Genomic DNA, 19515 nt, shown 5'->3' on the forward strand with positions numbered 1-19515 from the left:
AATTCACCTCAACGCAGAGAGCGAACAGCCATGATCGAGTCACTGAATATAGGGGCGCTTGTGGCAGCCCTGCCAGAGAAGTACCAGCCGATCTTTGCGCATCCGGAGCTGTCCGACGGCAGCTCGCGTGGGTGCGAGGACAGGCTTGTGCTGATCCGCCAATGCGCGCAGCGCCTGCAGCATGCGCTTGGCCGCCCGCTGCGTGTGCTCGACCTTGGCTGTGCCCAGGGGTTTTTCTCTCTGAACCTTGCAGCCGATGGTCACACGGTACACGGCGTGGATTTTCTCGATCTCAACGTCAATGTGTGCAAGGCGCTGGCTGCCGAGAACCCTGCATGTGCAGCTACCTTTGAGCACGGCACGGTGGAAGATGTGATAGATCGCCTTGAGCACGATGAGTGCGACCTGGTCCTCGGCCTGAGCGTCTTCCATCATCTAATTCACGACAAAGGCATCCTGAAGGTATCCGCGCTGTGTCGGAAGCTTTCAGAAACGACCAGCGCGGGCATTTATGAGCTCGCCCTGCGTGAGGAGCCGCTCTACTGGGCGCCATCGTTGTCGCAGGACCCGGCCGAGTTGCTATCCAGTTATGCATTTTTGCGCCTGCTTTCACAGCAGCAGACACATCTTTCGGCGGTTTCAAGGCCACTATATTTTGCCAGTAGCCGTTTCTGGTACGTGGATGGAGCCATTGGTAATTTTACGTCTTGGTCATCCGAGTCACATGCGCATGGCCGCGGCACGCATCTGCAATCGCGCCGTTATTATTTCAGCGAACAGTCGTTCGTAAAGAAAATGACGCTGGGCGTGGGAGATCGCGCAGAGATCAATTTGCAGGAGTTCGTCAATGAGGTGGAGTTTCTGGGCAATCCACCGGAGAGCTACCCGGCACCGCGCCTGATCGCATCGCTGAACGATTCCAGGGATCTGTTCATTGCAAGGTCCATGATGAATGGACGGCTTCTCTCCCAGGCGATCGATGATGGGGCCGCTTATGATGCTGATGAAATAATTGCACAGATTCTTGCGCAACTTGTTTTGCTTGAGCGTGCTGGTCTGTACCACAACGACGTGCGCTGCTGGAATATCCTTATCGCGCCTGAAGGGCGTGCTGTATTGATCGACTATGGCGCAATATCGGCCAATCCATTCGATTGCTCATGGCTCGACGATCTTCTGCTTTCCTTCCTGATCACGGTCAAGGAGATTCTTGAGCGCAAGGTTGTTCCCTCCAGTCCGAGCCGGGAGCCCGCTCTGGATTTCATGACGCTGCCCGCGCGTTATCGCAATGCGTTCATCGGGTTTTTTGGTCAGAATCGGTCCCCGTTGACATTCGCCTTGCTGCAACAGTGTCTTCAGCAGGCAGATGCGACCCCTCACTCTGCCCCCGAGTGGGTGACCATCTATCAGCGCCTGCAGAAAGCACTGCTCGGCTATAATGCGCGGCTTAGTGCTGTGCATATTGAGACAGAGCATCATCGGGTGGAGCTTGCCGCGCGCGGGGCGGCAATTGAGCATCTTCGCGATAGTACATTGCAAGACCAAGAGCGCACTCAGGCGTTTGAGCAGGGGGTTGCCGCTGCCGAGGAAAGGTACAAGCGCCTCGAGGAGGAGAGCGAGAAGCTGGCGGCGTGGGCGAAAGGACTTGAAGCTCAGACTATCGAGTCCAACCGTGACAAAGAAGCGCTTGCCGCGCTCAATGCAGAACTGGAATCAGACAAAGCTGCGCTCGCGACGCGAATTGCGTCACTTGGCCAGGAGCTGGAAGAGCGTCAGCGTGCGCGTGAGTTGGCCGAGTTGCTGGCTGCCGACGTGGGACGGCTGACCGAGGAGCGTGACGCTGCCAGGTCCGATCTCCTCGACACCCAAAGCGTCGTTGAGCAGCACCAGGCGACGATTACAGCGCTGGAGGCGCGTGTCGCCGTTCAGCAGCAACAGATCAGTGGCCTTGAGAGTTCGCGCGATCAGGAAAGAAATAGGTTGAGGGAGTTGCAGGTGGATCTCTCGCGTAGCATGGACGGTACTGCAAGTGCGCGTGAGTACATTCGTGAGCTTGAGATGGCGGTGGATGCTCTGGAGGGACAGATCAACAGCCTCCACGGAAGTCGGTCCTGGCGCGTTACGGCACCTCTGCGTCTGTTCACCACACGGGTACTGAAGCGTGGCAATGCTGACGCTGCGACCATCCGCAAGGTTTCAGACGCGCGCCTTGAAAGTCCTGTCCATACGGATGGTGTGACACCTACACCGGCAGAGGCTGCGATGGACGAACGCTTAGCTGCAGTCGATCAATTGGGTAGCCGGATTCGTAAGTCGCTTAAATAATCCGGGTAGAGGGAATCGTTGTGGTAAGGACATCATGCAAGAGGTTGTGGCCGTGAAGAGAGTCATTGTTCTGGGTGCGCAGGTACCGTTTGTCAGAGGAGGAGCAGAGTTCCTGAATGAAGAACTTGTCCGCCAGATCAATCTGTGGGGAAAAAAACGCCAGGTTGTCGCGGAATTGGTACAGCTGCCTTATCGGTGGTATCCGGAAACGGAAATCCTCTCGTCCACGCTTGCGTGGAGGCTACTGGATCTAAATGAGAGCAACGGGCAGAAGATCGACCTATGCATCTGTACCAAGTTTCCGACGTATGCTGCTTCGCATGCGAACAAGACGCTTTGGCTCGTTCATCAGCACAGGGTTCTTTATGATCTGGAGCGGACGCGTTTTGATTTTCCTCATTTGACCTCCCAGGACAGCGCGCTGCGCGATTCATTGCGTGCTTCGGATACGCAATTGTTGTCGGACATCGAGTCGCGCTACACCATATCGCAGACCGTTACCGACCGACTTCAACGGTTCAACGGCCTGTCGTCGCAGGTTCTATACCCTCCATCTAAGCTGGCGCCTTTCATTACATCTGGTGATTACGGCGACTACGTCTTGTGCATCGGCAGACTAGAGTCGATGAAACGACCCGACCTGCTCATCCGTGCAGCGGCGCATGCTCCAAAGGCTAGGGTCGTGATTGCGGGAACGGGCGCGAGTGATTACGCACTCTCCCTGGCGCCGTTGGTACGCGAGCTCGGTCTGGAGGATCGGGTAGAGCTGACGGGCTTTGTCGAGGATGAGAAACTGCTAGCGCTGATCGCTAACTGTAGAGCGGTTTTCTACTCTCCCGTGGATGAAGATTACGGGTTTGCGACCTTGGAGGCATTTGCGGCGCATAAGCCAGTCATTACTGTCGACGACAGTGGCGAAGTGGCGAGAATTGTGGAGGCCACGGGAGGGGGGTGGATCAGCGGCCCGACGGCAGAGGAGATAGCGCAGAGCATTGGGGATTGCTACGCACGAACCGATGCGCAATTACGCGCGCTTGCCGACGGCGGATACCGGCTGAGTACTTCGATTACGTGGGATCTTGTGATACGCAATCTTGTGGAGGGCAAGATTTGAACACGCGCTTCCGAATTGCCATGGTCGGGCCATTGCCTCCTGAGCATTCCGGTATCGCCGAGTATTCGGCCGGGCTGGTGGAACTGCTGCGCGATCGGGGCGTACAGGTCCACACCGTCGTGCGCGGTGACGTCGAGCGCATGGGCATGCAGCAGGTGATCGATGAGCTTGGGCAAGCGGATGCGATCGTGTACCAGATGGGAAATCATCCCGCCTTCCACGGTTGGATGCTTCCACTTATGGCACAGGTGCCCGGCATTGTTCATCTGCATGATCTAGTGCTGCACCATATGGTTGCGGGTGTTCTGAGCGACGAAGGTCTTCTCAGCGATGGATACGCGCGGGTGCTGGAGCAATGGCACTCCGCTGCGGATGTGAAGAACGCAACGCTTGCACTGCGATACGGCACTCCGATCTGGGGACGTGACGAAGTCGTGCACTACCCACTTCACCAGGTGGCGACGAAGTTGGCGCTTGAGGTGGTCGTGCATTCCAGGTACGCGGCTGAGAGAGTTGCAAAAGAGTTTCCGTGGCTGCCTGTTACGGTCATTCCGCAGCTCTATCCTGTCGCCGCGCGGCATCGTGTGCGTGATTGCCTCAATACCATTGCGGTGATGGGGGGAGGGCAAGCGAATCGCAGGTTCGACTGGATCGTTGAGGCCTTATTGCAGATCGACCCCGTGTTGACTCGCCCGCTTACCCTCGAAATAGCTGGAGATGTCGAACCTGCGGTACAGCTTCAGCTTGAACGAATTTCGGGTTTGCAGAACGTGCGATTGGTCAATCACGGCCGCATCGACGACGAGCAATTCCGGGATATGTTCGCGCGCGCCGACCTGATGATCGCGCTTCGTCAGCCGACGATGGGCGAAGCATCCGCAGTGGTGTCCAAGGCGTTGCAGGCGGGCCTGCCTGTGGTGGTGTCGGATCAGGCATGGTATGCGGAACTGCCGTCCTGTGTGAGGAAATTGCCCCCCACCCCCGAATGTCCCGATGTTCTGGGGAGTCTGTTGCAGCGGCTTGCGCTCGATTCAACGGCCTATTCGTATTGGGCAGAGGAATGTAAGGATCAGGCCGGCCGCCCCGAGCTAGATCCATACGCCGCCACTGATCGCTATGTCAGGCTACTCAAATCCAACCGTGTGTTCTCTGCGTTTAGAGATCGCGTGGCCAATGCATTGGCCAGCCTCAGGATTGACTTGGAATCCCCGGCGGCTCGGGAAGTGCAGCGAATCGATGTCCGCGCGTCTCTACGAGGGGATCGTTGGGTCGATTCTGCGCTGGCAGCACTGGCTGAGCGAGGGCTCGATTCTTATGGACGAATGATCTCCGCTAGGGTCAGCCCGTACCCTCATACGCAAGCCCTGCCGCCAGATGCCTGGCAGGGCAGTGCTGCATTGCTCAACACTCATCTGGGCGTGGTGCAGCCATCAAGCATGCTGACCGTGCGCCTGGTGTTGACCAATGACAGCAAGGTTCAGTGGCTGAGTCCATCGAACCACTCTGTAATGCCGTTTGGCATATATATTGGTTACTTCTGGCACTCCAGCAATGTCCCGCTGGCACCCGAACAGCCGCGCCAGTGGCTTGAAGAGGTAATTGAGCCGGCATCGTCCGGCGAGCAGCTTATAACACTTCAAGCGCCAGACGCGCCGGGCGATTATGTCCTGGAGGTCGACCTTGTCCAGGAATCAGTTTCTTGGTTCAAAAGTCGGGGGTTTGTACCCGCCCGGCTACTCGTACGCGTAGAAGCTCCCCAGTAATGCGGGTCACATTCATCCAAACCAGGTCCACGTCCATGAAAATTTTTATGAAATTCCCCCTCTCTTCGGCCACTGTCGTCGCGCTTGCAACTGCGATTACTTTTACCGGCTGTTCCGAGTCGCCAGATGTAGGTCAGGCCGCGAGCGCCGCGCCGCAAAAGGCTGCATCTGCATCCGATGCGCCCGGCATGAGCATGCCCCTGACGCAAGAGCAGGTGGGGGCGCGGTACGCCATCGTTTCAGATCCGGTCATTGCCAATAGTGGTGAGGTGATTAGGGCCGTGGTATCGGTTACCAATGCGGGTAAGTCCACCATCAGTTCAAAAGGTAAATTGCCGGTCAACTTGGCTATCTCTCTGGTAGACGCGTCCGGAGTTGTATCGGCAAAGGATTTCGTGCGCGCTCCGCTTCCACCCGAGGGGATCCCCGCGGGTGCGTCTGCGGAAGTGGTCGCCGAGGTGCCTGCCGAGGCGGTGGTCGGTAAGAGTCTGCGATTTGGCTTGGTGCAGGAAAGCGTCGCCTGGTTCAGCGATTTCAAGATCGAGCCCCTCGACTACGGCCCGTTCACCAAGTGTGCCGATCAGGGCAAGCAGACGTTCTGCGGTGCGGGCGGCAAGCCGTTGTCAGCGCGTTGAGCTCCACAGGACATCGAGAATCACCCGGTCCTGTGCTGACCTGAAGTCGCAATATTACATAAACATAAGAGAATTTGTGAAATGAAAACTGCGTTGATTACCGGAATCTCCGGCCAGGATGGCGCCTACCTCGCCCAGTTGTTGTTGGACAAAGGTTACCGCGTGTTCGGCACGTATCGCCGTACGAGTTCGGTCAATTTCTGGCGGATCGAAGAGCTTGGAATCGCAGCTCACCCGAATCTTAATTTGATCGAATACGATCTGACCGATCTTGGCTCGAGCATCCGTATGCTTGAGAGCACCGGCGCGACAGAGGTCTACAATCTGGCAGCTCAGAGTTTTGTCGGTGTGTCTTTTGATCAGCCGACCACAACGGCACAAATCACTGGTATAGGTCCGGTCCACCTGCTGGAGGCAATTCGCCAGGTCAACCGAGATATCCGCTTTTACCAGGCTTCGACGTCTGAGATGTTCGGCAAGGTGCAGGCGGTCCCTCAGATCGAAAGCACGCCGTTCTATCCACGCAGCCCCTACGGGGTCGCCAAGCTTTACGCGCACTGGATGACGGTGAACTACCGCGAAAGTTACGACATCTTTGGATGCAGCGGAATTCTGTTCAATCACGAAAGCCCATTGCGTGGGCGTGAATTCGTGACGCGCAAGATCACCGACTCGGTGGCCAAGATCAAGCTAGGCCTGCTGGACTGCATGGAATTGGGCAACCTGGACGCCAAGCGTGACTGGGGCTTCGCTCGCGAATATGTCGAAGGAATGTGGCGCATGTTGCAGGCCGACGAGCCTGACACCTTCGTTCTTGCCACCAACCGTACCGAGACTGTGCGTGATTTCGTGAGCATGGCATTCAAGGGTGCGGGCATCGACGTCGAGTTCCGTGGGAAGGACGCTGAAGAAACTGCGGTGGACACTGCCACCGGCAAGGTGGTCATGCGTATCAACCCGAAGTTCCACCGCCCTGCAGAAGTGGAGCTGTTGATCGGAGATCCAGAAAAGGCTACCCGTATCTGAGGTTTCCCCACATTTCCTCCTGGCAAATCAATCACTTGCGACGTAATTGCCTGGAAGAAAGTGCGCGCATGGCGCAATCTTCAAGGTGACTAAGCCAGAGAAGGTTGACGACCATGCGCGCCAGCGAAGTATTGCAGAAGTGCCTGCCCAACTCACTGTCCGGGATGCATGCGTTGCGCGAACGCGCGTTGCTGCATGCGGTCGAGGCGTTGTTGCACGGACGCAGGCTGACACTGATGGACATCGCACGTTCGTGGCCGAGCGCACTGCGGGTGCGCGCGCCGCTCAAGGCAGTTGATCGCCTGTTGAGTAATCGCAATTTGCAGGTCGAGCGATCAGTGATCGACCACGAGATGGCGCACTGGCTGCTGCGCGGCGCGCAGCCGGTAATCGTCATCGACTGGAGCGATCTGAAGCCAGACAAATCGTGGTGTCTGCTGCGCGCAGCGGTGCCGGTGGGCGGCCGCACGCTTACCTTGCTGGACATGGTAGTGCCAGGAAAGCAGCAGGGATCGCCTGGTGCAGAAAGACGCTTCTTGCAACAACTGAGGGCACTGGTTCCGGACGATGTTCGCCCGATCCTGGTCACTGACGCCGGCTTCCGGACACCGTGGTTCCGCGCTGTATCGGCCATGGGCTGGTGTTGGGTTGGGCGACTGCGCGGGCGCACGCAAGTCAAGCCGCAGGACGTGCGGGATGAAGCAGATCAGTGGATCGACAGCCGGAAACTGCATGTGTTGGCGTCCAATCGTGCATGCGAGTTACCGCCGATGCAGGCCAATCGCAGCGATCCACTCGATTGCAGGTTGGTGATTTACGCCAAGGCACGGCAAGGGCGCAAACAGTGCAATCGCCGCTCACCCGCCAAAGTCTCGCGTGCGTCATCGAGTCTGAAGGCCGCAGCGCGCGAGCGCGAGCCTTGGCTCATCGTTGCATCCCCGCAGCTGCAGGCGCCCAGCGCAAAGCAGTTGGTCAATGTGTACGCACGACGGATGCAGATCGAGCTTGCATTTCGCGATCTGAAATCACATCGCTACGGCCAGGCGCTGGAAGACAGTTTGACCCGACGCGGCGAGCGACTGCAGATCCTGCTGCTGATCAATACGTTGGCTGCATTCGCCAGCTGGTTGGCGGGGCTGGGATGCGAAGCGACCGGTATCGCCCAGTGGCTGTCTCCTCGCAACAGCACACGCAAGCTTTACTCCACGCTACGCATCGGCCGAGAAGCGCTGGTCAGGCAGTGGCCGATGGAACCCGTCTCACGGTGGATAGGGCGCTTGCGCGCACTGCCTGCGGCAGTGCGCGAGCAGATGACGCTTACGGTGTAAAACGTGGGGATACCTTAGTACCCGTATCCTCGGCTGGAAGCCTGAAACCACGCTGGAGCAGTTATGCCAGATGATGGTCGAGGCCGATCTCAAGAGGAACGAGCGTGGCTTCTCATTCTGAGCTGAAAGGCAAGCGGGTTCTGGTCAGTGGCGCGTCCGGGTTCACCGGACGCTACATGTCCCAGCAGCTCAAGGAGCAGGGCTGCACCGTGATCGGTGTTGGGACCCGTTGCGACGGTGCCGGTACAAGCGCAACCGACGAGTTCTGGCCGATGGATCTGCGTGACGCTGCCGACGTCGCTCGCGTCGTTGCGCAGGCCCAAGCCGACTACGTTGTGCATCTGGCTGCAGTGGCCTTTGTCGGTCATGGGGATGCCGACGATTTTTATCGGGTCAATCTGCTCGGCACGCGTAACCTGCTGCAGGCGCTGGCCGCAAGCCAACACCGCCCAGAGAGGGTGCTGATCGCGAGCAGTGCCAATGTCTACGGCAATGCAACCGAGGGCGTGATCGACGAGTCGGTCACGCCTTCGCCCGCGAACGACTACGCGGTGAGCAAGCTCGCCATGGAATATGTCGCCAGCTTGTGGCACGAGCGCCTGCCCCTGGTGATTGCCCGCCCATTCAACTACACGGGGGTCGGTCAGGCGACCAATTTCCTGATTCCCAAGATTGTTTCGCATTTCGCATCGCGCGCCTCTTCCATCGAGTTGGGCAACACCGAAGTGTGGCGGGATTTCGGCGATGTCAGATCGGTCGTGCTGGCTTATCGCAAGCTTCTGCAAGCACCCGCTGCGGAAGGGCAGATCGTCAACGTGTGTTCGGGTGTCGCCAGTTCGCTGAGCGACATCATCAGGATCTGCTCGAAAATCACCGGCCACGACATCGACGTCCAGGTGAATCCCGCATTCGTTCGGCAGAATGAAGTCAGGAAGTTGCTTGGCAGCAATGCCAGATTGCAGGAGCTGATCGGCGATTGGCAGAGTCTTGCGCTGGAGGATACGTTGCGCTGGATGCTTGAAGCTGCAAGCACTGAGCAGTGAGAGCAATCCAAGGGCATTGAGAGCAATCGAGCTTCGGCTGGAAAATTCAGCCGAAGCTCGATTAGTGCATGGTGGCGGTATTCTTGTTCAGCGTTATCGCAAAAGGTGACGCACCGTCAGTCGCAAGAAACCTTGCCAGGTAATGGTAATCCCCGCTTTTGGAGGACTCCAGAAGTGGAGTTATGCAGCCATCGCCAGTTTCATCGCTGGCGTGATACCGCCTAGGGATGGTCTGATCAACGGCGTCGTAGGATGAGCCTAACCAAATCGGCCAGGCTGACGGCGCTCAGATCCTCGATTTTTTGCTGTTTCCGGCGCGTTTGCGGGGTGCTGCCCGGGTTACAGGCACGCCGTCCCCACGACAGGCATCAACTGCTTTCGCTTCAGCCATAGGTTCGATAGCGCAAACAGCGTCAGCACCTGCGCGGTGTTCTTCGCCAGGCTGCGATGGCGGACCTTGGTGTAACCGAACTGGCGCTTGATCACCCGGAACGGATGCTCCACCTTCGCGCGCACGCTGGCCTTGAAGTGTTCCCAACGCTGTTCCTGAGTACGCTCCCGCTTATTGCCGATGGCTTGCAGCGTCGAGGGCCTGACGGCGATGAAGAATGCTGCCTTGCAGGTCTGCAGTTCTTCGCGTTTGTCCGCACCGGTGTAGCCGCTGTCGCCAAACCCGCTGTCTTCTTTGCCATGCAGCGTGTCGACCCCCCGTAATTCAATGCCAGCCAAAGCTAGAGGTCTGCGGTTGATGTTGATCACGGAACTCTGCGGGCGTCAGCCCGCCCAGGCTGTCGTGCGGTATCTGCTGGTTGTAGTCGGCCAGCCAGTGTTCGGTCTGTTCGCGAACCTCGCTCAGCGTGCGGAAGATGTGCATGTCCAGCACGCCGCGCCGGTAGCTGCCGTTGAAGCGTTCGATGAAACCGTTTTGCATCGGCCGTCCCGGCTCGATGAAATCCAATGCGATACCTTTGCGCTCGGCCCACTCGGCCAAGGCCAACGCGACAAACTCCGGGCCATTGTCCAGGCGAAGTTTGCCGGGGTAGCCGCGCCAGGCTGCGATGCGTTCCAAGGTGCGGATGACGCGGTCGGCCGGAAGATTCAAGTCCACTTCGATCGCCAAGGCTTCCCGACTGAAATCGTCGATGACATTGAACGTGCGGAAGCGTCGACCATCCCACAGCGCATCGGACATGAAGTCGATCGACCATCCGGCATTGGGGTGTGCTCCGCATGCCAACGGTTGTGGATGACGGGCCGGAACCCGGCGCCTGCTGCGACGACGTTGATTGAGCTTCATCAGGCAATACACGCGCCACACCATTTTGTGATTCCACACATGTCCGCGACGGCGGATGATCTGAAAGAGCTTTCCAAAACCACGCTCGGGAAAGCGTTCGGCCAATTCGGACAACAGCGCAATGACCTCCTCATCCCGATCTGGACGACGCCGATAGCGCACTGTCGAGCGCGCCACGCAAACCACCGAACAGGCCCGGCGCTCGCTCCAGTCATGCTGCTCGATGAGCCAGGCAAGAAGCGGGCGCTTATGCGCCGGGTCTACAGCTTTTTTGCGATGACATCCTTCAATGCATGGTTTTCCATCGCGAGCTCGGCGTACATGCGTTTGAGCTTGCTGTGCTCGGTCTCCAGGTCGCGAAGGCGCTGCACGTCAGCTGCCTCCGTGCCACCGTACTTGGACTTCCAGACGTAGTACGTCGCGTCGGAAATGCCCAGCTCACGGCACACATCTTTGACCTGGCGGCAGCCGTCCACCTGCTTCAGCGTGGCGACAATCTGGCTCTCGGTGAACTTGCTCTTGCGCATCGTTGGTCTCCTTGGTGGCTAGTGTGCCCGGAGACCTCTAACTATGGCTGGATCAATTTTACGGGAGGCTGACACGGCAGGCTTGCCGGATGTTCGTGCGTCGGACTGCGACCGCTGTTCGGGCCATCTCCCGAAGTTGAGATGGCCTCACCATTTTTTTGCCATCGCCTCCTTCAGCAGGTCGGCACTGAGCTGGGCGTCGGCGTACATCTTTTCAGGCGCCGGTTCTCGTCCTGCAGCTCCTTGAGCTGGGACATCAGCGAAGCATCAATGCCGCCAAACTTGCTACGCTATTTGTAAAACGTCGCCGAACTGATTCCGTGCTCGCGGCACAACTGCGGCACCGGCGTGCCAGCCTCGGCCTGCTTGAGTATGGCGATGATCTGGCGGTCGGTGAAGCGGGATGTCTTCATAAAACCTCCTCGGAAAAGGAGATGAGAAAATTCCACTTCTGGCGTCTGCTACTCCGCGGGGGGATTGCCCGGCTACCCGTAGCGATTCAGTTTGAGGTGCCCGCAGGCACCTCAATGATTATCAACCGAATAATAGATATTTGCGGCGTGTTATTCGACTTGGCTACACCTTGTTTCAATGAGCAACGGACTGAGCGGGCTGCAACGTGATCCAGTCAAGCTGGAAGCTCAATGCCGGCGGAGTGCTAGTGACCGGGCTTATGAAGGTGATTACATTGACTCCTACACGCAATGCTTCAGCGGGCACTTCTGCCCGTACGTGCTGACCATCCGACCACTGGAGGTCGATTGGATGCCCGTTGACATTGATGTGGATAGTACTGGATGTCGTCGGAGGTACCATGTAAGGAATGCGTGCGCTCAGCTCATAAAGGCGGGCATCAGGAAGTAACTCAAATTCGAGCGTAGCTTCTGGTTGAATCTTCCACGCGATGGAGTACCAGACAGGTAATTTTCGCTGGCTAGGGGTCCAACCGCCGACGCCCCATCCCGCACCACGGGTTGGAGTGTCCAAACCCCACCAGCGACCAAATTGCCAGTTGAATGTACTTCCTCCAGTCGGCTCGTTGAACTGCACAAGATGCAGCGGCCAGCTGGGACGAGCGACTACTGAGCGGTAGCGCTCAGATAGAGCAGAGTGCCCGTTGATAAGTTGTCGTCGATAGTCAGCGAGATTCTGGGCTGAAACGGTAGTCGTAGTACTGCCATTTGCTCTTAGCGTAAGGACAATGGTGGAGCTGCGCTCCAACACGCGCGCCGGGGTTGCCTTAGCGCCATCGAATGCGCCTGCATTAAACAATGCCCAACCATTGTCGGTGGCACTGCAGGTACCCAGTCGACCGTCGGCTCCTGCGGCCTGCCACACGAGGCCTTTTGCAGTGCATATTACTGGCGCATTAAAAGGGCGATCATATAAGTAGGTGAGTGCCCTCGTCAGGCGATCTTGCAGCATCCACACATCATTCAGCTCCTCTCGCTCATCGATAATCAAAAGTGTCTGGTGAGCCGACATTGGAGGAACGCTGCGCACTACATCGTTCAAAATGGTCTGCTGCTGCTGCGATAGTCGGCGGTAATGCTCGAATTGAAAGAGCTGACCGGCAAACGCCACTGTTATGGCTAGCAGAGCTAGGCCGATTGCGACGCCAGAACTACGTCTTGAAACTGCGATGAAGAAGGAGACTGTCAACAATGCGGCACCCGCAGTAGCTCCTAAAAATGTTCGCTGCGAGGTGTATAGATGGGGCATCGATACGGCAAAAGGCAGGTATCCAAGCGCTATTAATATAAGTGCGACAAGCGCGATACGATACAGCGAAACTTTTGGAGCAGAAGATTCGGAAGTTGCATCGAGGTCGATCCTATGCTTGCTGCACTGCCACAGTGCCACTCCTATGATCGTTCCGGAAGCGACCAGATATAATCGGCTGCGATATTCGTACCAGCCAATAAGCACAGCATCAATCCATCCTCCAAATAAGCTGCGCCCATAGCCGACTCCGATAACCATCTTTAGCTTATCGAGGGCCTGGCTTTGAGTGTTAGGGCTGACTAATGCTTCTTGGTATGTGTCGCCGCTGCGAATGGCGTAGATGAGGTAGGCCACATTGATCAGAGCACCAGTTACCCAAATGGCGGTTACAGCTGCATGATTCTTGATCTCTGAGATAGAAGCTCGCAGGCCAACGCGCGCGTATAGCAGGAGAAAAGGAGCGGCTGCAAAGGTGAGCGCGGCTTCGTATGCGAAGGTCGCCAACATTGCAAAGACTGTGGCAATGACGATTGTCAGCCCACGCTTCCAAGCGATGGGTAGGGTGAATGAATACGCTGCAAGTGCCACCGCGAGTAAGGATAGCGAGATAGCCCAATTGATGTGGAATGCGCGGAAGGATAACTGCATCGTATCCGCGGGGAAAAAGACCACCATCAAGCCTAAAATAGTGGACCAGCGCTTCGATTCAGTCAGCCACCAGCCGATCAGGCCGCCCGCAATGGCTTTTGTGAGTAGCGATCCCATTAACAATATATGCCACCAGATAAACGAATCGGGATCCAGCATATATGCGAGGGCATGTGGGGCGACCGTCAGCGGACGCAGCCGATGCGCCGCCAATGGACCGTCCGAAGTGACCCAAAAGAAGGGGTCGTAAAGCGTGAATAGACCTAGGACATCCCATTCTTCGATCAAGCCGATGATACTAAAGCCGAAAGGCAACCAAAGCAGTGCCAAGGCGATCGCCGCTGGCAGGAAGACGAAGCCCCAGCGGTTGACGAAAGTAGGGGTAGGAAGCAAGGTTTTGGAATTCATTTGGATGCCTTCTAGGCAGATGTTTTGGACTGGCTATGGGCGCTGGAGTCGGACCGCAGAAGTATCCTTGTGAGCACAAAGGAAACTGGAAGGGTGACCGCGATAGAAAGTAAAGGGCCTAGAGTTGCAGGAACCCGCAGATGGTCCACGCAAAACTTGAGCGTAAGCGCTCCTAATGCATAGACGACCACGTAAATCAATGGGAAAATTGCAAACCGCAACCATGTATGCTGGGTTCGGAATACATAGCGCGTATTGAGGAAATAGCTAAGTAATATTCCGGCACAGTAGCTTATCAGATAAGCCCATTGGTACTTAATAAAATACAATAAAGACCAATACAATAAGAGGGTGGTCCCGGTATTTAATGCGCCACCCAGTAAGAATCGTAAAGCTACCGCGAGCAGGGGGCGGTGCCGATCTACAAATTCTCGCGCTTGGCTTGAGTCACCGGGCCGCATTGGCAAGTGATTTGAAGTCGGAATAATCTCGGATGTACTCGTCTGTGTCGTAGGACTCGGACGCGAAGACCAGCAAGACTGCGTCCTTGGAGTACTTGTACTGCGTGCCCCAGATCATGGGTGGCAGATGGATTCCCTGGCTTGGTGAATTCAGTTCAACGTCGATACGCCGCGTTCCGTCGTCAGCGAGAACCCTGACTGATCCGGAAACACAAATCAGAAACTGATGGCAACGCTTATGCGCGTGTTCGCCACGGGTCTCCTGCGTTGGAACGCCATAAACAAGAAAATAGCGCTTCGCATTGAAGGGAAGGAACGTCTCGAAATCACCGACAGAGAGAGAGCCCCGCATATCGGCAAAGCTGGGCATCCGATAAAGCTTGACCCCAGGAACAGCGGTATCGGTAATTCCCTGGCCTGTGGGCGAGGGGGCCGACCCGGTTGCGTCCTTATCGGAAACATAACCAACGATGCGCGCGGGATTGCCAACCACGATCGCATTAGGCGGCACCGAACGCGTCACCACTGCACCGGCGCCAATCATCGCACCGCTGCCGATGGTGGTGCCGGCCAGGATGGTCGCATTGGCCCCGATCGACGCGCCCGATTCCACGACGGTGCCGAGGAACTTTTCGGGATACACCCGGCTGCGCGGGAACAGGTCGTTGGTGAAGGTGGCATTGGGGCCGACGAAGACATCGTCGCCCAGGCGCACGCCGTCCCACAGTTGAACGCCGCACTTGACGGTCACACGGTCGCCCACCACTACGTCCGATTCAATGAAGACGCCGTCGCAGATGTTGCAGTCGCGACCGAGGCGGGCGCCGGGCAATACGTGGGCAAATGCCCAGACGCGGGTGCCCTCGCCGATGGTGTCGCTTTCGCAAAGGGCATTGGGGTGCACGAAATGACTCACGGAGTATCCTTTTCGAAGTTTTCGACCGACTGCATGATCGATAGTGGGCGTGCCTTGGTATTTTCGAACGCATGCCAGGCATAGGTACCCACGATACCCAGGCCCAGTGAATTGAGTGCGCCGAAAAAGAGAATGGTCAAAATGGTCAGGGTATAGCCAGGTACCGCGACGAGCCCGGAGAACTTTGCGGCCAGCACCAGCGCACCGAGCAGCGCGGTGAATGCCAGCGCGATCAGGCCCAGCGCCGTCAGCATGCGGACCGGCAGGTCGGTGAACGCAAAGACGCTGTCGGACAGATACCGCAGTTTCTTGCTCAGGGTCCAGGCGCTCTTGCCGTGCTGCCGCTCGCGCCGCTGATAACTGACAAATTCGCGCTTGCCGCCCAGCCAGAACAACTGTGCGAGCAGGCTGGAGTGGGCTTCGTTCAACAGCAACAGCCGCTCGAGGAAACCACGGTTGACAGCGAAGATATCCACGCCACCCTTGGGAATGTCCTTGATGACCATGCGCCGGTAGGTTGCCCAGAACAAGGTCGACGCCAGCTTCGAGGCCGCCGGATCGCTGCGCGCTTCGCGTACGCCGAACGCCACGTCATAGCGTTCGCTGACATAGCGCTGCCAGAAGTCGATCACCAGCGTGGGGGGTTCCTGCAGATCGGCGGCCATGACCGCAGTCAGGTCCCCGGTGCTGAGCTGCAGCCCGGTGCGGATTGCCGGAAACGCGCCGAAGTTGCGGGTCAGCGTTGCCAGTTGCGAACGGAATGCGCAACCGGGCAATTTTTCGCGCAGCAAGGCGTAGCTGCGATCCGGGCTGCCGTCGACGACGAAAACCGCTTCGAAATCCCCATCCACGCTGCGTGCGATGAAGTCCACGGCCTGCAGCAGGTCGTCGATCGATCCTTCATTGCGATAGATCGGGACAACCAGGCTCAGGGAGGGCGATTGCACCTCGCTCAGAAACGGTTGCATGCGTCGATGACCTGGTCGACTTCTTCGTCGGTCAGCTCCGGGAAGCACGGCAGCGTCATCACGCAGATCGCATCGGCCTCGGTATTGGGGAGCGCCACAGAATCAAAAGCGCCCTCATGACAGGGCTGGCGATGATCGCACAGCGGGTAGTGGACCTCGGTCTGCACGCCGGCAGCCTGCAGGTGGGCGCGCAGTGCATCGCGCTGGTCGCAGCGCACGACGTACAGATGGGCCACATTGTCGGCACCGACCACGCCAGCGGATGCAATCTTCGGGTTGGACAACCCCCGCGCGTAGCGGTTGGCGATGTCGCGGCGGCGTTGGTTCCAGCCATCCAGCGAGGTGAGCATATGCCGCAGCATTGCGGCCTGCAGCTCGTCGAGGCGGCTGTTGCGACCGCCGCGCAGGCTGTTGGTGTACTTGGCCGTCCATCCGTACTGGCGAAGCTGTGCTGCACGGGTGGCCAGGGCATCATCGCCGGTCACGATCGCGCCGCCATCGCCCAGTGCGCCCAGATTCTTGGTCGGGTAGAAACTGAAAGAGGCAATATCGCCGAAGCTGCCGGCGCGTCGGCCATTGCGCTCTGCGCCATGCGCCTGTGCGCAATCTTCCACCACCTTGATGCCGCGTGCGTGGCAGAGCGCGACGATGGCCTCGATCTCGGCCAACTGACCGTACAGATGGGTCACGATCACGGCCTTGGGCGTGGTCTTGCCCGCGAGCGCAGCCTCCAGTGCGGCGACGGACATCAATCCCGTGCCTGCACCGGTATCGACGAAGATCGGCGCCGCACCACAGGCCAGAACGGCGCTGGTGCCGTACATGGCGGCATTGGCCACCACGGCGACCCGATCGCCCTGGCCAATGCCCAGTGCCTTCAGCGAGAGTTCCAGGGCGTCGGTGCCGTTGGCGACGCTGACGCAGTGGCGGGCGCCACAGTAGCCGGCGAACTCCTGCTCGAAGGCCTTCACGTTCGGGCCGAGGACGTAGTAGCCGCTGGCGATGATGTCGCCGGCGATCTGGGACAGCTTGTCCTGCAAGGGAGCGATGTGGCGGGAAAGCGAGTTGACAGGAATCAGAGCGTCCATGGGATCCGCAGAGTTTGAGTAGATGTGGAAGTTGGAATGACGTGCCGCCTAGTGTGGGGCACGGTTGTACTGATCTTTGAACCAGACGATATCGTCTGGCTCCAGGTAGCTACCGGATTGAATTTCGAACAGTTCTGGCGGAACGTTGTCCGGATTCTTCAAGCTGCGCGTGAGACCCTGCGGGCCGCGCAACGCCCATGAACGAAAGTACGCCGCTGTTCCAGAAGTCCCTTTCCGAAGCGGTGAAGGTCTCAGCTGTCGCCAGATCCGGGTTCTCCACAAAGCGGTCAGAGGCACAGGGAGGGAGTCAAAGAAGGCATTGTAGATCGGTCTGAAATTATAGCGACACGTTCTGCCAGGACGGATCATTTGTGCGCCACTGCCGGTCGACCGCATCTGGATCCTTCAAGAAAACCGCGTAGTCGGGAAGAGTACGCGGTGTGCTTGCCCCGGGCTCAGCTCAACGCCTGTTCCAGCTCCGGAAGCAGCGAGAACAAATCTCCCACCAACCCGATATCGGCAATCTCGAAGATCGGCGACTCCGGGTCCTTGTTGATCGCAACGATCGTGCCGGCGTCCTTGATGCCGGTCAGATGCTGGATCGCGCCGCTGATGCCGATGGCCACGTACAGCTCGGGGGCGATGATCTTGCCGGTCTGGCCGACCTGCAGCTCATTGGGCACGTAACCGGCGTCCACCGCGGCGCGCGAGGCGCCCACGGCCGCGCCGAGTTTGTCGGCCAGGCTGTAGATGTGCTTGAAGTTCTCGGCCGAGCCGACGCCGCGGCCGCCGGAGACCACGCGCTTGGCGCTCTGCAGGTCGGGGCGGTCGGAGCTGCCCGCGGCCAGGCCGATGAAACGGGTGTGGGTCGGGAGTGTGGCATCGACATTGACCGCCTCGACCGCCGCGCTTCCGCCGCCGGCCGCTTCCGGCCACGAGGCGCTTCGCACGGTTGCCACCACGATCTGGTCGGCCGGCGCTTTCACGGTGATGATCGCGTTGCCGGCGTAGATCGGGCGCTTGAAGGTGTAGGCATCTTCGACCGACATCAGGTCGGAGATCTGGTTCACGCCCAGCAACGCCGCCACGACCGGCATCAGGTCCTTGCCGAAGGTGGTGGAGGGGCCGAACACGTGCGTATAGCCCTGGCCGGCAAGCTGGGCGATCTGCGGCCCCAGCACCTGCGCGATGGCATGTTCGTTGGCGGGGTTGGCCACCGTCAGCACGCGTGCGACGCCCGCCAACTGCGCGGCCTGCGCGGCAACCGCGGCAGGGTCGGCCGCCAGCACGACGACGTCGATGGCCTCGGCCGACACGGCGAGCGCGGCGCTCAGGGTCTTGGCGGTGGCCGCGTTGAGCTGGCCGTTGAGATGTTCGGCAACGATGAGAACCTTGGCCATTACAGCAACCCCTTCTGCTTGAGTGCGGCCACCAGTTCGGCGGCATCCTTGACCATCACGCCGCGGCTGCGCTTGGCCGGCGCTGCGTAGTGCGTGGTGGTCAGACTGTCGTGGGAGTCAACGGCCAGGTCTGCAAAGGCCAGCGTTTCCAGCGGCTTGCTCTTGGCCTTCATGATGTCCGGCAGCTTGATGAAACGCGGCTCGTTCAGGCGCAGATCGGTGGTAATGACGGCCGGCAGGTCCACTTCCAGCGTTTCCAGGCCGGCATCGACCTCACGGGTCACGGTAGCCTTGCCATCGGCCACGACCAGCTTGCCGGCGAAGGTCGCCTGCGGTCGGCCCCACAACGTGGCGAGCATCTGGCCGGTCTGGTTGGCGTCGTCGTCGATCGCCTGCTTGCCCAGGATGACCAGGTCCGGCTGTTCCTTCTCGACCAGCTTGAGCAGGGTGCGGGCGGCGGTCAACGGTTGAATCGCCGCGTCGGTCACCACGTGGATGGCGCGGTTGGCGCCCATGGCCAGGCCGTTGCGCAGATGCGCGGCCGCGTCGGCCGGGGCCAGGGTGGCGACCACCACCTCGGTGGCGATGCCGGCGTCGCGCAGGCGCAACGCCTCTTCCAGGGCGATTTCGTCGAACGGGTTCGGCGAGAGCTTGACACCGTCGGTCACCACACCGGAGCCATCCGGCTTGACCTGAATGCGGACGTTGTAGTCCACCACGCGCTTGTAGGCGACGAGGATTTTCATCGTGTACGAGATCCTTCAGCTATTGCGGGAAGGCCCGGCCGCGGCGGCAGGCTCGGGAGTGCGTCCATTCTAACCGGGGGCGGCGTACCGTGCGATG

Annotated in this window: 16 protein-coding genes and 2 pseudogenes; 7 read left to right on the forward strand and 11 right to left on the reverse strand. The window is 58.8% G+C overall.

From position 1 onward, the window contains the following. Window positions 1–30: 30 nt before the first annotated feature. From XCC_RS03120 to XCC_RS03150, 7 genes are all read left to right on the forward strand, one after another. Window positions 31–2325: a methyltransferase domain-containing protein gene (locus XCC_RS03120; protein WP_011035846.1), complete on the forward strand. Its 2295-nt coding sequence runs from the start codon at window positions 31–33 to the stop codon at window positions 2323–2325. A 34-nt stretch (window positions 2326–2359) separates the two neighbouring features. Next, entirely contained in the window at window positions 2360–3439 is a 1080-nt protein-coding gene (locus tag XCC_RS03125; protein WP_011035847.1) for a glycosyltransferase family 4 protein, read from the forward strand. Between the two features lie 20 nt (window positions 3440–3459). Further along, the gene (locus XCC_RS03130) at window positions 3460–5202 is read left to right on the forward strand and encodes a glycosyltransferase (RefSeq protein WP_011035848.1); all 1743 of its coding nucleotides are present in this window, start codon (window positions 3460–3462) and stop codon (window positions 5200–5202) included. A 35-nt stretch (window positions 5203–5237) separates the two neighbouring features. Continuing rightward, complete coding sequence (locus XCC_RS03135; protein WP_228442148.1) at window positions 5238–5837, forward strand: glycosyltransferase; 600 nt, start codon at window positions 5238–5240, stop codon at window positions 5835–5837. An 81-nt stretch (window positions 5838–5918) separates the two neighbouring features. Next, complete coding sequence (gene gmd, locus XCC_RS03140; RefSeq protein WP_011035850.1) at window positions 5919–6863, forward strand: GDP-mannose 4,6-dehydratase; 945 nt, start codon at window positions 5919–5921, stop codon at window positions 6861–6863. 113 nt (window positions 6864–6976) lie between these two features. Next, window positions 6977–8191: an IS4-like element IS1481A family transposase gene (locus XCC_RS03145; RefSeq protein ID WP_011035386.1), complete on the forward strand. Its 1215-nt coding sequence runs from the start codon at window positions 6977–6979 to the stop codon at window positions 8189–8191. A gap of 104 nt (window positions 8192–8295) precedes the next feature. Next, window positions 8296–9234, forward strand: coding sequence for an NAD-dependent epimerase/dehydratase family protein (locus XCC_RS03150; protein WP_011035851.1), 939 nt, complete (start codon window positions 8296–8298; stop codon window positions 9232–9234). A 339-nt stretch (window positions 9235–9573) separates the two neighbouring features. Here XCC_RS03150 and XCC_RS03155 read toward each other — a convergent pair. From XCC_RS03155 to XCC_RS03205, 11 genes and pseudogenes are all read right to left on the reverse strand, one after another. Further along, window positions 9574–9930: pseudogene (locus tag XCC_RS03155) on the reverse strand (IS5/IS1182 family transposase); the annotation flags it as partial. Window positions 9931–9949: 19 nt separating this feature from the next. Next, a protein-coding gene (locus XCC_RS03160; protein WP_087942921.1) for an IS3 family transposase occupies window positions 9950–11058 on the reverse strand; the annotation gives its coding sequence in 2 pieces (ribosomal slippage) (window positions 9950–10797 and window positions 10797–11058; 1110 coding nt in all). Between the two features lie 73 nt (window positions 11059–11131). Next, window positions 11132–11471, reverse strand: a pseudogene (locus tag XCC_RS03165) (transposase); the annotation flags it as partial. Between the two features lie 175 nt (window positions 11472–11646). Beyond that, on the reverse strand, window positions 11647–13839 hold the full coding sequence (locus XCC_RS03170) for a hypothetical protein (RefSeq protein ID WP_011035856.1): 2193 nt from the start codon (window positions 13837–13839) through the stop codon (window positions 11647–11649). 11 nt (window positions 13840–13850) lie between these two features. Beyond that, window positions 13851–14300: a GtrA family protein gene (locus XCC_RS03175; RefSeq protein WP_043877828.1), complete on the reverse strand. Its 450-nt coding sequence runs from the start codon at window positions 14298–14300 to the stop codon at window positions 13851–13853. Beyond that, complete coding sequence (locus tag XCC_RS03180; protein WP_011035858.1) at window positions 14287–15216, reverse strand: WxcM-like domain-containing protein; 930 nt, start codon at window positions 15214–15216, stop codon at window positions 14287–14289. Before XCC_RS03180 ends, XCC_RS03175 begins: the two co-directional genes overlap by 14 nt. Further along, window positions 15213–16184, reverse strand: coding sequence for a glycosyltransferase family 2 protein (locus tag XCC_RS03185; RefSeq protein WP_011035859.1), 972 nt, complete (start codon window positions 16182–16184; stop codon window positions 15213–15215). The genes XCC_RS03180 and XCC_RS03185 overlap by 4 nt, the downstream gene beginning before the upstream one ends. After that, complete coding sequence (locus XCC_RS03190) at window positions 16169–17272, reverse strand: DegT/DnrJ/EryC1/StrS family aminotransferase (protein ID WP_011035860.1); 1104 nt, start codon at window positions 17270–17272, stop codon at window positions 16169–16171. The genes XCC_RS03185 and XCC_RS03190 overlap by 16 nt, the downstream gene beginning before the upstream one ends. Before the next feature lie 48 nt (window positions 17273–17320). Next, window positions 17321–17668 (reverse strand): WxcH protein, encoded by a 348-nt coding sequence (locus XCC_RS22735; protein WP_011035861.1) that lies wholly within the window; start codon window positions 17666–17668, stop codon window positions 17321–17323. A gap of 59 nt (window positions 17669–17727) precedes the next feature. Further along, window positions 17728–18672, reverse strand: coding sequence for an electron transfer flavoprotein subunit alpha/FixB family protein (locus XCC_RS03200; protein ID WP_011035862.1), 945 nt, complete (start codon window positions 18670–18672; stop codon window positions 17728–17730). Next, window positions 18672–19418, reverse strand: a complete 747-nt coding sequence (locus XCC_RS03205) for an electron transfer flavoprotein subunit beta/FixA family protein (protein ID WP_011035863.1) — start codon at window positions 19416–19418, stop codon at window positions 18672–18674. The genes XCC_RS03200 and XCC_RS03205 overlap by 1 nt, the downstream gene beginning before the upstream one ends. Between the last annotated feature and the right edge of the window lie 97 nt (window positions 19419–19515).

This window comes from Xanthomonas campestris pv. campestris str. ATCC 33913, assembly GCF_000007145.1.
GTDB lineage: Bacteria > Pseudomonadota > Gammaproteobacteria > Xanthomonadales > Xanthomonadaceae > Xanthomonas > Xanthomonas campestris.